Source organism: Actinopolymorpha pittospori (assembly GCF_014873875.1).
Taxonomy (GTDB): domain Bacteria; phylum Actinomycetota; class Actinomycetes; order Propionibacteriales; family Actinopolymorphaceae; genus Actinopolymorpha; species Actinopolymorpha pittospori.
On the sequence record NZ_JADBEM010000001.1, the window covers coordinates 2,388,279 to 2,400,974 of the forward strand.

The 12,696-nt window shown below is 67.9% G+C and carries 8 protein-coding genes and 1 tRNA gene; 4 read left to right on the forward strand and 5 right to left on the reverse strand.

The window, feature by feature from the left end:
- Nucleotides 1-2: 2 nt before the first annotated feature.
- A complete protein-coding gene (locus HEB94_RS11345) occupies nucleotides 3-1,124 on the reverse strand; it encodes a helix-turn-helix transcriptional regulator (RefSeq protein ID WP_192749862.1) in 1,122 nt (373 codons plus the stop codon).
- Nucleotides 1,125-1,381: 257 nt separating this feature from the next.
- Nucleotides 1,382-1,855 carry a GreA/GreB family elongation factor gene (locus tag HEB94_RS11350; RefSeq protein WP_192749863.1) on the reverse strand — a complete coding sequence of 158 codons (474 nt, stop codon included), beginning with the start codon at nucleotides 1,853-1,855 and terminating at the stop codon, nucleotides 1,382-1,384.
- 358 nt (nucleotides 1,856-2,213) lie between these two features.
- Between HEB94_RS11350 and HEB94_RS11355 the strand changes: the two genes are divergently transcribed.
- Nucleotides 2,214-2,798: a flavin reductase family protein gene (locus HEB94_RS11355; RefSeq protein WP_337917611.1), complete on the forward strand. Its 585-nt coding sequence runs from the start codon at nucleotides 2,214-2,216 to the stop codon at nucleotides 2,796-2,798.
- A gap of 45 nt (nucleotides 2,799-2,843) precedes the next feature.
- On the opposite strand, the gene HEB94_RS11360 is transcribed toward HEB94_RS11355, so the two are convergent.
- Nucleotides 2,844-4,271 (reverse strand): dihydrolipoyl dehydrogenase family protein, encoded by a 1,428-nt coding sequence (locus tag HEB94_RS11360; protein ID WP_192749864.1) that lies wholly within the window; start codon nucleotides 4,269-4,271, stop codon nucleotides 2,844-2,846.
- A 263-nt stretch (nucleotides 4,272-4,534) separates the two neighbouring features.
- Here HEB94_RS11360 and HEB94_RS11365 point away from each other — a divergent pair, with 263 nt between their 5' ends.
- The gene (locus tag HEB94_RS11365) at nucleotides 4,535-7,828 is read left to right on the forward strand and encodes a BTAD domain-containing putative transcriptional regulator (protein WP_192749865.1); all 3,294 of its coding nucleotides are present in this window, start codon (nucleotides 4,535-4,537) and stop codon (nucleotides 7,826-7,828) included.
- A 6-nt stretch (nucleotides 7,829-7,834) separates the two neighbouring features.
- Here the strand turns inward: HEB94_RS11365 and HEB94_RS11370 are convergent, their stop codons facing one another.
- Nucleotides 7,835-8,686, reverse strand: coding sequence for an alpha/beta fold hydrolase (locus HEB94_RS11370; protein ID WP_192749866.1), 852 nt, complete (start codon nucleotides 8,684-8,686; stop codon nucleotides 7,835-7,837).
- A gap of 258 nt (nucleotides 8,687-8,944) precedes the next feature.
- On the opposite strand from HEB94_RS11370, the gene HEB94_RS11375 reads away from it, so the two are divergent.
- Nucleotides 8,945-9,017, forward strand: a tRNA-Lys gene (locus tag HEB94_RS11375).
- Nucleotides 9,018-9,103: 86 nt separating this feature from the next.
- Nucleotides 9,104-10,408, forward strand: coding sequence for a tyrosine-type recombinase/integrase (locus HEB94_RS11380; RefSeq protein WP_192749867.1), 1,305 nt, complete (start codon nucleotides 9,104-9,106; stop codon nucleotides 10,406-10,408).
- Here HEB94_RS11380 and HEB94_RS11385 read toward each other — a convergent pair.
- Nucleotides 10,405-12,690: an nSTAND3 domain-containing NTPase gene (locus HEB94_RS11385; protein WP_192749868.1), complete on the reverse strand. Its 2,286-nt coding sequence runs from the start codon at nucleotides 12,688-12,690 to the stop codon at nucleotides 10,405-10,407. The two genes, HEB94_RS11380 and HEB94_RS11385, sit on opposite strands and share 4 nt — an antisense overlap.
- Nucleotides 12,691-12,696: the final 6 nt, after the last annotated feature.

Consider the following 12,696-nt stretch of genomic DNA (forward strand, 5'->3'; position numbering starts at 1 on the left):
ACTCAGCCGTTGAGAGCCGGGGCCGCTCGGGGCGCGGCGCGTCTGGTCGCCCGCCCGCCGGCGCGTGCGGTCCGGCGTGATGGTTCGGTCGGACCGGAGTCGATCCAGCCGCGCTCGGCGGCGCGGATGCCCGCCTCGAACCTGCTGCGGGCCCCGAGCCGCGCCATGAGTTCGGCCATCATGCGGCGTACGGTCCGAAGCGACACCCCGAGATGACGCGCCGCCGAGGCGTCGGTCATGCCCTGACCGAGGAGCCGCAGCAGATCGCGTTCCTGCGGGGTGGGCGGCTCGCCCGGCTGGACGGCCTCAGCCGGTGCCCCGTCGTCGCAGGCTCCGCGCGCGTCACCCCACACATGGTCGAACAGCGATGCCAGGGCCGTGGCGAGCGCGCGGTTGTGCACGACCGACGCCGTTGCCGTGCCCGAGTCACCGGCCACCAGGGCGGTCTCCCGGTCGACGACCAACATGGTCGGCGGGAGCGCGGGCAGGGTGCGAGCGCCGCCTCCGATCGAGGCCAGCCAGCGGGCATGGGCACGGACCGTCTCCTCCGCGAGGATCCCGCTGGTGTAGACGGCACGGACGGCGACGCCACGCCGGACGGCGTGTTCGACGGGGGAGCGGATGTCGGACGCGATCGGCCAGGACTCCTCGGCGACGAAGCACATCACCGCCGACCGGGACGACGCGAGCATGTCCTGCACCCGGGCCCGGACGGCGAGCTGCCCCCGCGACACCTCGGTGGGGGAGTCGTCGGGTCGACCATGGGCGGAGTACGCGCTCGCGAGCTGGCCGAGCGCCGACTGGGTGCGGGCGAACTCCTGCTGCCGGGCGATCAGGCGGGCCTGTCGACGGGCGAGCAGCGGGGCGAGGCTGTGTCGTGGATCGAGCGGCACCCACCGTCGGGGTGCCCTGGCGGGTTGCGGTGCGGCGCGCGGTGGGTGTGGCGTACCGGCGGCGACTGTGGTGACCAGCCCGGCCGCCATCAGCCGGTCGAGGGCGGCACCAGCGCGAACGGGCGACATTCCGAGCCGCTCGCACAGGTCGGCCGCCGTGCAGGCGCGCTCACGCAGGAGCGCGTGGTAGGCCTCGTGCATGTCCCGATCGAGGCCGAGCACGTCTGACATGCCCAGGCTCCTTCGGTGTAACCCCCGGAACTTTCCTCGATTGTGCGCCATTGTGGGTGACGCTTGCCGATCATGAGGCCTGACTCTGTGGAAAAGTTCCGAGAACGGTCCGTGCGAAGCCCGCGTACGGCCCGCGGCCGGTCCGTGAGCCGCCCAGGGGACAGCACGGCACCCGTTGGCCGGGACCTCGGAAGGTCTCGATCAACGGGTGCCGTGGGAACGCCTAGGCCGTGTTTCTCACATCGAGCCGGTGCGGGTCAGCTGCCGGCCACCTTGACGATCTCGACGGTCAACTCGCCGACAGGCGCGGCGTAGGTGACCTTGTCGCCGACCTTCTGCCCAAGAAGGGCGCGGCCGAGCGGGCTGGTCGGAGTCAGCGCGACCACATCGTCGACTTGCTCCTCGATCAAGCCCACCTGGTAGCTCTCGGTGCTGCCGTCGTCGAAGCGAAGCGTGACGACAGAACCGACGGCGACCGTGTCTTCGGGTGCGTCGGTGGCCACTGTCGTCGCTGACAGCAGCTCACGGATGCGGCTCAACCGCCGATCGATGGACTCGATCTCGATCTGCTGCGTGGCGAACGATGCCTGGTCGACGAGATCGCCGCCCGTCTCACTGCCCTGCTCCGCTACGAGCTCGGCTCGCCGCGCAGTGAGATCGATCTCGTCCTTCTCCAGACGCTTACGCGCAGATGCGGAGAGCTGGTGAATCTGATGGTCGATGAGACTCACGGCGACCACACTCCCTCTTGCCCCCAGACGTGGACCGAAACCGCGTAACGCACACGAAGAGCCCCGGTCCCCGTCGTCGATGAAGGCACCCATCCTCTCACGGCACCTTCCGTTACGCCGCCGCGTATCAATGCCTGGACGCCCTAAGTAAGTACGCCGTTACGTAACGCTGGTACCGATTTGGAGTCGGTTCGGCCACGATGTGGCGTACGGCCTTGATGTCCGGTCCGGGAGCCCTTCCACGGAAGCGATTCCGGGGCATGTGCGAGGTGCGCTTGAGGCGCGCGGCCGGCACCACCCGACCGACCGGCCCAGGCCCTTGGTCGACCCGCCCTCGTGAAGCGGGCAGAGTGAGGGCGTGTCTGACTTTCCGCCGCGCGACGCCGCGAGCGACACGGGTCCCCACTCCGCCGACGGATCCGGTGGGGAGATCCACACCGAGCACCCCTTCCTCCCGCCGCCGCACGAGCGCAACCCGGTACGCCGGCTGCGCGGACGGTTGACCGCGCCCGTCACGCTCTGGACGGCCGCGGTGGGTTCGCGCCGGGCCGGGCTGCCGGTGTCCGGGCTCGTCGTCGCCGACGGCGAACCCGGCAAGGTGCTCGGCCTGGTCGACGAGGACGCCGAACTGTGGCCGGTGGTCCAGTCCGCCGGGACGTTCGCGGTGTCCGTACTCCGCTGGGGTCACCGCTCGCTCGCCGACGCGTTCGCGGGCCTGATGCCGGCTCCGGGCGGGCCGTTCCGGCTGACCGAATGGCGCGACACCGAATGGGGGCCCGTACCCGAGTCCGTGCACACCTGGGCAGGCTGCCGCCTCCTCGACGCCCGACCCATCGGCTGGGCGCTCGCCGTCGAGGCCGAACTCGAGCACATCGAACTCGGCGAGGAGGGTGACCCGCTGCTGCACCGGCGCGGCCGCTACTTCACCGCGCCGGGGGAGTGAACGCCGGCGGAGCGGACGCCGGCCGAGCGAAGGCCGGCGCTGCGGTCACAAGCCGTAGGTCTCCAGCAGCCGCAGCCAGACCTCGTTCATCGTGGGGTACGCCGGAACCGCGTGCCAGAGCCGGTCCAGCGGCACCTCGCCGACGATCGCGACCGTGGCGGCCTGCAGGATCTCGCCCACACCCGGACCAATGGCGGTGAAGCCGACGATGACGAGGCGTTCCTGGTCGACGACGATCTTCGCGTGTCCGGTGTAGCCGTCGGCGCGCAGCGAGGCACCGGCGACGTTCCCGATCTCGTACTCCGCGACCTTCACCGTCATGCCCTGTTCGCGGGCACGCTGCTCGGTCAGTCCGACGATCGCCACCTCGGGGTCGGTGAACACGACCGCGGGCAGAGCCTGGTGGTCGGCGGTGGCGGCGAAGGGCGACCAGGCCACCGGCGCGGCGTGCTCGCCACGGGCGCGCGCGGCGATCGCGTCGCCGGCGATCCGCGCCTGGTACTTGCCCTGGTGGGTGAACAGCGCGCGGTGGTTGGCGTCGCCCGCGGAGTAGAGCCAACCGCCCTCGACCCCGTTGACGCGCAGGCTGTCGTCGACGTCGAGCCAGCTACCCGGCTCGAGTCCGATGGTCTCCAGCCCGAGGTCCTGGGTCTGCGGCTCACGGCCGCACGCGCAGAGCACCACGTCGGCGACGACCTCGCCGAGGTTGGTGGCGATGTGGATCGGCCCGTCGCCCTCCTTGGTCACCGACTGGACCGTCGTTCCGGTGCGGACCGTGACGCCCGCCTCGGTCAGTGACTTCGCGACGTACTTGCCGACGAACGGCTCGAGCGCGCTGAGCAGGCGGTCTCGCATCTCGATCAGCGTGACCTCCGAGCCGAGGTCGCTCCAGGCCTGCGCCATCTCGCAGCCGACGGGTCCGGCGCCGAGGATGGCGAGCCGTCGGGGCGCCTCCTTGGCGCTGGTGGCCTCGCGGCTGGTCCACGGGCCGGCCTCGCGGAGTCCAGGGACCGGGGGGATCCGGGCGGCCGATCCCACGCAGGCCGCGACCGCGTGCCGCGCCTCCAGGACCTGCTCGCCGGCACCGTCGGACTGGCGGACGACGACCCGGCGAGGTCCGTCGATCCGAGCCCGCCCGCGGACGACCGTGATGCCGGCGCCCTCGGCCCACTTCACCTGGCCGGAGTCGTCCCACCCGGAGGTGAAGCTGTTCCGGCGTTCGAGGACGGCCTGGACGTCGAGGCTGCCGGTCACCGCCTCGGCGGCGCCCTTCACGGTCTTGGCGGCGCGCAGGGCCTCACCACTGCGCAGGAGCGCCTTGCTCGGCATGCAGGCCCAGTAGGAACACTCGCCACCGAGGAGCGCGTCCTCGACGATGGCCGCGCTGAGGCCCCGTTTGACGACGCGTTCGGCGAGTACCTCACCCACCGCTCCGCCGCCGATGACGATGACGTCGTACGTGTTGTCGGTCAACGGTCGCGACCTTCCTCTGCGGGAACCATCGCCGACGGGGCGGCGAACGTTCGGGATGGGCCCTTCGAAACTAACAGGGACGCCGGGGCCGCACCGCTCCAGGCGCTTCGACCCTCATGACCGTTTTCCCCGCGTTCGCGGCGACGCCACCTCCCGATGACGGGTCGCTCGACGGACCTCGGTGACCCTCCGAAGTCGATCTCCACGCGGTCGGTCGGCCTGCCGGAAGCGCGGACTGGCGATCACCTGGAAGGCTTGGGCCCGTGCGTGTGCGCGTTCTGGGTCCGCTCGAGTTGCGGGACGAGCAAGGCCGGTCCGTCGAGGTCGGCGGATCGCGGCTGCGCGCACTCCTGATCCGGCTGGCCCTCCAGGCCCACGCGGTGGTCACGGTCGAGGCGCTGATCGACGGGCTCTGGGGTGACGAGGCGCCGAGCGGGGCGGTGAACGCACTGCAGTCGCTCGTGTCGCGGTTGCGAAGGGCGCTGCCGTCGGACGGTTCGGTCCAGGTCCAGTCCCATCCGTCGGGTTACCGGCTGCTCGTCGACCCGGACCAGGTGGACGTGCACCGGTTCGAGCGGCTCGCCGCCGACGGCCGGGCGACGCTCGCGGCCGGTCGGCCCGAGGAGGCGTCGGCCGTACTCCACGAGGCGGAGGCGCTCTGGCGAGGTCCTGCCCTGGCCGACGCCACCGACGCGCCGTTCGCCGAGGCGGCCGGTGTCCGTCTCGACGGGCTCCGACTGGCCGCCACCGAGGACCGGCTCGAGGCCGACCTCGCCTGCGGCCGGCAGGCCGAGGTCCTTCCGGTGCTCGAACGCCTCGCCGCCGCCCATCCGCTCCGCGAACGTCTCCAGGGCCAGCTGATGCGGGCGCTGTACGCGGCGGGTCGGCAGGCCGACGCGCTGGTGGCGTACGAACGCGTCCGTACGGCACTCGCGGACCAGCTCGGCGTCGACCCGGGCACCGAACTCGCCGAGGTCCACCTCGCGCTCCTGCGCCAGGACCCGGACCTGCGCCCGGCGGTTCTCGCCGCCGCGTCGCAGGAGCCCCGCAGCAACCTGCGCACCCCGCTCACGAGCTTCGTCGGGCGGGAAGCCGAACTCCGCAGCCTCGGCAAGATCCTCGCCGAGGAACGCCTGGTCACCGTGGTCGGACCCGGCGGTGCGGGCAAGACCCGGCTCGCGTCCGAGCTCGCCGGAGGGTCGGAGAGCCGGCGTACCCACGAGACCTGGTTCGTCGAACTCGCCGCGATCGCCGACCCCGCCCAGGTGCCCCAGGCGGTGCTGTCCGCGGTCGGCGTCCGCGACGTCGCCCTGCTGGAGACCAACCAGCTGGAGTCCCCCTCGCTTCGCGACCCGATCACCCGGCTGGTCGAGACGTTCGGCTCCAGGAAGACCCTGCTGATCCTGGACAACTGCGAGCACCTGGTCGCCGCCGCCGCCGACCTCGCCGACCAGCTGCTCGGCGCCTGCCCGGAACTACGCGTGCTGGCGACCAGCCGGGAACTGCTCGGCGTCCCTGGCGAGCGGCTGTACCCGATTCCGCCGCTGGGTCTGCCACCTGATCCGAGCGGCGAAGGCGAGCCGGCACCAGATCCGCACGTGGGCGCGCCCGCGAGCGGTCCGACCTGCTTCGACCCGTCCGCGGCACTGGCGTACCCCGCGGTCCGGCTCTTCGCCGACCGTGCCGTCGCCGTACGCCCCGACTTCAAGGTCTCGGCCGAGAACGTCGACGCCGTGGTCGAGATCTGCCGCCGACTCGACGGCCTCCCCCTCGCGATCGAACTCGCCGCCGCCCGACTCCGGTCCCTGTCGGTCACCCAGATCGCCGACCGTCTCGACGACAGGTTCCGGCTGCTCACCGCGGGCCGGCGTACGGTCCTGCCGCGGCACCAGACGCTGCGGGCGGTGGTGGAGTGGAGCTGGGACCTGCTGGAGGAACCCGAACGCGTCCTGCTCCGGCGGCTGTCGGTCTTCCACGGCGGCGCGACCCTCGAACTCGCCGAGGAGATCTGCTCCGACGACCAGCTCCCGCGCGAGGGAGTGCTCGACGTCCTCGCCGCGCTGGTCGACAAGTCGTTGGTCGAGGCGGTGGTCGACGACGCGGGCGAGGCGAGGTACCGGCTGCTGGAGACGGTGCGCGCGTACGGGCAGGAACGCATCGCCGAGGCCGGCGAGCGGGTCGCGGTGATGACGGCGCACGCTCGGTGCTTCACGCGCTACGCCGAGACGGCCTCCGTCCAACTGCGCGGCCCCAACCAGCTGGTCTGGCTGGCCCGGCTGCGCGCCGAGCACCAGAACGTCGTCGCGGCCATCCGTACCTCCGTGGAGATCCAGAGCGCCGACCTCGCGGTTCGCCTGGTGGCGGCGTTCTCGTGGTTCTGGTTCCTGCAGGGGCACCGCAGCGAGAGCGCCAGCTGGACGCGGGTCGCGCTCGCCGTACCCGGTGAGTCGCCGCCGGCCCAGCGGGCCCTGGTGATGATGCTCGCCGGCATGGGGTCCTTCGCGTTGGGGGAGTACGAAGAGGGCGGGAAGCTGCTCGGCGAAGCGGGCAGCCTGGCCCAGGCCGAGGGCACCCGCATCCGGCAGGACTACCCCGATCTCGCCCTGCTCGAGGCGATGACACCGGCGTTCCGCAACGACCCCGCGGCCGCCCGCGAGCGCCTCGCCGAGATCTTTCCGACCCTGACCCCGTGGGCGCAGGCGGTGGCGATGATGTTCCGCGGCCACATCGAGGAGAACGCCGGGAACGCCGAAGGGCACGAGAAGGACATCGCGGGTGCGCTCGAACGGTTCGCCGTGGTCGGCGACCGGTGGGGACGCGCCGCCGCGCTGCGCAGCCTGTCCGGGATCCGCTCCCTCGCCGGCGACCACGCCGCGGCGATCGCCGCGCAGGAGGAGGCACTGACCCTGGTGCAGGAGCTCGGCTCCCAGGACGACGTGCCCCAGATGCTCACCCACATCGCGTCCGAACGTGCCCGTTCGGGCGATCTCGACGGCGCGCGTGCCGACCTCGACCGGGCGCAGGCGATGGTCGACCAGGGGCGGGCGCCGGAGATGTCGGCCTGGGTCCAGCTGGGTCGCTCGGAGGTCGCCGCCCGCTCCGGCGACCTCCGCGAGGCCCGCCGGCTTCTCGACCTCGCACAGGACGCGGTCCAGTTCGCCCGGCCACCACAACTGCGGGCCCTGCTCCTCGCTGTGGTGGCCTCCGCCGCCGTCGCGGACAACGATCCTCAGGCGGCGCGCACGGCGTTGACCGAGGCGATCCGGATCGGTCCGACGACCCAGGACATGCCGATCCTGGCACTGATCGTCCAGAGCCTGGCCGGGCTGGTACTCACCGAGGGCGACCCCGAGCGCGCCGCAGTGCTGAACGGCGCGGCGACGGCACTCCGTGGCGCACCGGACCGGAGCGGGTCCGACGTCGTGGTGCGGACGGAGGCGCGGGCTCGGGAGGCACTAGGCGATCCGGCGTACGAGGAGGCCTACGCCCGCGGCCTCGCCCTCTCCCGCGACGAGGCCGTCGCGCTGCTCCGGGAGTTCGCGGAACCGGAGTCCTGACGCGGGTCAGCCGGCTGCGAGGACTTCTCGCAGCCTGTCCGCGAACGCACGCGGCCGGCCCAGGTAGCCCGCATGGTCTCCCGGGAAGTCCACGAACTCCGCTCCCAGCAGGTCGGCCAGCGCGGCGCCCGAGCGGGAGGGGTAGTGGGCCTTGGACAGGACCCCGCCGCCGAACAGGAGCCGGGTGCCCGAGGTCGCCGCCGCCTTCAGCGCGTCCAGGTCGGGCTCGAACTCCACGAACGTCAGGAGTTCCCGGCCGAGCAGGACGTCCACGTTCCCCATGAACCGCGTCCCGATGGCCGGGTCCGCCGGCAGCTCCGGATCGAACACGAAGTCCTGCTCGTCGCCGCCCGCGTAGCTGGCCTGGAACGCCTCCATCGCCTGCTCCGCGCCCTCGGTCCGGTAGATCGCGTGCACCTCCTCCAACTCCGCATGCAGGGCTGCGCCGTCCGGGAGCAACGCCACCACCGGCGGCTCGTGGGAGACCATCGTGGCGACCCGATCGGGGTACCTCGCGGCGACGTCCAGCGCGATGACGGCCCCGCCGCTGCCCCCGAAGACGTCCGCCCGGTCGATCCCGAGGGCGTCCAGCAGCGCGATCGCGTCGTCGGCGTTGCGCGGAACGCTCAGGTCGGCGTTCTCGCTGGTCAGGATGCTGCGGGAGTTGCCGCGCCGGTCGTAGGCGACGACGAGCCGGTCGGTCCCGAGCGCCGGGCCGGCCGAGCTGAAGAACGCCGCGTCCCCGAGCCCGCCCGGGATCATCAGCAGGGGCCGCGTGGTGTCGGTTGGTTCGCCGTACAGCTCGTAGTACAGGCGTGCGCCCGGAACGTCGATCATGTCTGTCTTCTTGGAGGTCATGCGAGCGGTCCTCTCCCGTGCTGTGCCCTGGTGTACGTCGACCACCTTGGCTGGGAGGGCTGAGACGGGACGTACAGGTCGCTGACAGGGCCCGGTGGGGTGGGTGTCAGCCGTGTCAGCGGAGCGGGCTCCGACCGGGGAGGGCGTCAGGGGGCGGCTCATGATCGTCCGGTGAACGCGGGATGGTCGGCAACTGTCGTACGACGCCCGCCCTTGACGCCTCTAGGCGTGGGGAGCCCGGTAGGCTGCCGGATCACCGGGCCGTTAGCTCAACTGGCAGAGCAGCGGACTTTTAATCCGCGGGTTCTGGGTTCGATCCCCAGGCGGCCCACCGCACCTGACCTGGGCATATGCCGAGGTTGGCGGCTGGGCGCTCAAGGCTCTGTCAATGGTTCTGTCAATGAGTAGACTGTCGCCATGGCGGCGAAGGGTGCCTCAATGCGGCGTATGCGGGGCTTCGTCCGCAAGCGCGGCAACTCGTTTCAGGTCCTCGTCTATGCCGGACCCGACCCGCTGACCGGCAAGGACACCTACATCAGCGAGTCCACTCGCGACCGTCGCCAGGTCGAGAAGGTCCGGACGCGTCTGCTCGCGAAGGTCGACCAGCAGCGGACGGGCTCGACGAAGGTGACCCTCGGCTACACCATCGACGCGTGGCTGCAGGTGCACGAGGCTGACGAGCGGACCCTCGAGGGATACCGCGGCTACGCCGAACGCACCATCAAGCCGGCCCTGGGTGAGGTCCCGATCGCGAAGGTCAGCGCTCGCGTGCTGGAGCAGTTCTATGCGCAGCTGCGTCGTTGTCGAACCCGGTGTAACGGCAAGGCTTACCTCGAGCACTTCACGGATGAGCCACACGAGTGCGATCAGGTTGTCCACCGCCGGGTGCGAGACCACGACTGTGCGGCGGCGAAGTGCCGGGTGCTGGCCTGCAATCCGCATCAGTGCAAACCGATGAGCGCCTCGACCGTGCGGCAGATCCATTTCATCATCAGCGGTGCTCTGAGTACGGCGGTGCGATGGGAGTGGATCCCGACCAATCCCGCTGCGACGACGAAGAAGCCTCGTCAGCCGCGGCCGCAACCGAAGCCGCCGACTCCTGGCGAGGCGGGCCTGATCGTGGCTGCCGCATGGGAGCAGGACGAGGATTGGGGAATGCTCGTCTGGCTGGTCATGGTGACCGGCATGCGCCGCGGTGAGCTGGCCGCACTGCGCTGGCACGACGTCCACCTGGACACCGGCACGGTAGAGATCCGCCGGTCCTTCACCCAACGCGCCGGCAAAGCAGTTGAGAAGGACACCAAGACCCACCAGATGCGCCGCATCGCCCTCGACCAGACCACGCTCGAGCTACTTGCCGCGCATCGCACCCGATATGAGGACCAGGTGGCCGCACTCAGCGGCGAGCCCTCTACCCAGGCCTACGTCTTCTCCTACGAGCCCGACCACGGCAAGCCTTGCAACCCCGATGGCGTCAGCCACCGCTACGCCGCCATGTGCGCCGACCTGGGCATCGACAGCCACCTACACGCTCTACGCCACTACTCCGCCACCGAACTCATCACCGCCGGCGTCGACATCCGCACCGTCGCCGGCCGCCTCGGACACGGTGGCGGAGGCACCACCACCCTGCGCGTCTACACAGCCTGGGTCGCCGAGTCCGACCGATCAGCAGCCAACATCCTCGCTAAGAGGATTAGTTTGAATCGCCCCGAAGCCTAATTCTGCATTGGTCGATCTGTCTCCTGATCATTGGTCAACAAGGAAAACATTCGGGCTATCTCTTCGTCATGGGCTTCATCTTCACCGCTCTCCTCGGTCGAGCTGTGGAGGGCTCGCGTGGGGCGTCGCGCCTTCTCTTGTTCGAGAGCTTGGAGCGCCAATCCATATCCGGGATAAAACTCATCTGGATCGCTAACTTGAGATGCCCAATTGAGCACATCCTCCAGGTCGCTAATAGCCCCCCTGCCAGTCTCAACGAAGTACTCTATCTCTCCTCTAGCCAAGTCGTCCAAATGATCCCTTGCGGATGAGATCATGGAACTCGATACTCCGTATTCGAGTCTCTCGAGCAAGTCGTATGCATACTCGCTGTTAGCCCAATCACTCAGGTCTTCATTGATCCACTTCAACGCTGACTTTGCGACCATCGCAGCCAATCCCCGAATTTGGGGGACGGTCGAGGCGGCTACCTCGTTAACTAGGTCGACGAGTGAATCACCGTCGATAGCGAAATCGTCAAGATCTAGTCCTTCGATAATCTGTCCAGTCTTAAGTTGGAAATCCTGATCGCCCCAATGGTGGGCGATCCTCAGCAGGTCGACTGCCCGCTTTACATGATCACCGTCGCCGTGCGAAGCGGCCTCCTGATAGGTTCTCAATGCGACCTCTCGAAAGACTGGCAGTGAAGACCGGAGCGCTAGTCTAAAAACCTGTGAATTCGCGTCGACGCTAACTTGGGAGATTTCTTTGACCTGATCGAAGAAGACTGCACTCTCTACCAGAGAGGCAAGGATATTCGGATGTGCCGCGAGATGATTTCTCATGTAATCTCGGATGGACGGATTATGGTAGGCGATCCTCGCGCGGTTCTGCTGCCCCGCCGTAACTCGAACCATTGTCCCCTCGAGATTCTTGATCGCCTTCCGGAGGCCGACCACGCTCCCATCGGCCCCTACGACCTGACTGGAATAGCTTGACCAAGCGACTGCAAGGTCGCTCATTGCGGCGGCTGGGAAGGAGAAAAGAAGTTCGAGTAATGAAACCTCTGTTGTAGAAAGTTGATTCTCTACAACATGACTCCACAAGTTCTCGGGATTTTCAAAATGGTTCATCAGAAGGGCGGATGGGTCTTCTGATCCTTCTTGAATGTCTGCGGGAACTGAGCCGCCGAAGGTCAGCGAAACTAGGCGCGGATTGAAGTTTCGGTGGTTGATGAGTGGCAAATAGACTCTAGGGTCGGCGAAGGTTGCTTTCGATTCTGGGGGGAGTTCTGAGAAGTAGACGTGGTTATACAGTATCTGGGCTCGGATTAGTGACGTGTATTCGTTGAGATCGAGGATGCAGGTGAGCGGATTGAAGTTATATCTGCTCAAAATTTCGTATCGATGCTTTGCTTGTGCGAGGATATATTCCCGCGTCGTCAATATGAATCGCTTATTACTCGACTTGTTAATCCTCTTCAGTAGTCGCAGGAGGCGGCTGTCTTCATTCTTTTGTAGCTTGTCGTCAAGGGAGGTCTGCCCCAAGAAGTCGTCGTAGTAAAAGAACTGAGGGACGTCATCGTCCCATGCCTTATTGATTTCGTCTATGTCCGAGGAAACTTCAATAAGTTCGTATCCCGCCGCCAAGTGATCCGCGGCGAGGACCTGGGCAAGGGTGGTCTTCCCAATGCCCGGCACTCCGGCGATCACGCAGGCGTGATGGCGCTCCAATAAGTCCGTTGCCCTCGAGTAGCTTGCGTTCGGGACGAAGACGCGCAAACTCTCGCTAACGTCGTTAACCAGATCCCGTGAACGGATAAGAATCTCTTTGTGTAGAAGGCTCTGCAAGACTGCGGAACTGCTGAGCCATAGTCGGAGGTGACTGCGCACAATATGCGGGCTCCTTCTCAGGATCGCTTCAATCTCCTCTAGGCCCAGTATGTCGGCTGGTGATTTCAGGTACGGGCTGAGACTGCGCTGGAGTGTATCTTTCGCCATAGGCGTCATCCCAACTGAGGTCGCTAAAATGTAACGCCTGGGACGAAGGCTCCTAACCTTCGTCGCTTCTACATTCTGCATGTGTCTAAGCAGTGCAGAACGACCACTCTTGAGCCAATGCTTACATTGAACAATGAGTGGTTCGACGCCGCCTTGGTGATCGCTCAAGTGACGTAAGTCGATGCCGCCGTCGGGTCCCGGTGAGAAGAGTTCTAAGTCTATGTCGAGGAGTTCCTCAAGGATGTCCTTGCAAACTGCCTCGAAGTCGAAATCCGTGAGCCGGCCCAATTCGAAGGAGTCCACAGGTCC

What these genes read in the sequence shown, in the direction of transcription:
- HEB94_RS11345 (WP_192749862.1), bottom strand. Translation starts at nt 1,124, where the DNA reads ATGTCAGACGTGCTCGGCCTCGATCGGGACATGCACGAGGCCTACCAC.
- HEB94_RS11380 (WP_192749867.1), top strand. Translation starts at nt 9,104, where the DNA reads ATGGCGGCGAAGGGTGCCTCAATGCGGCGTATGCGGGGCTTCGTCCGC.
- HEB94_RS11370 (WP_192749866.1), bottom strand. Translation starts at nt 8,686, where the DNA reads ATGACCTCCAAGAAGACAGACATGATCGACGTTCCGGGCGCACGCCTG.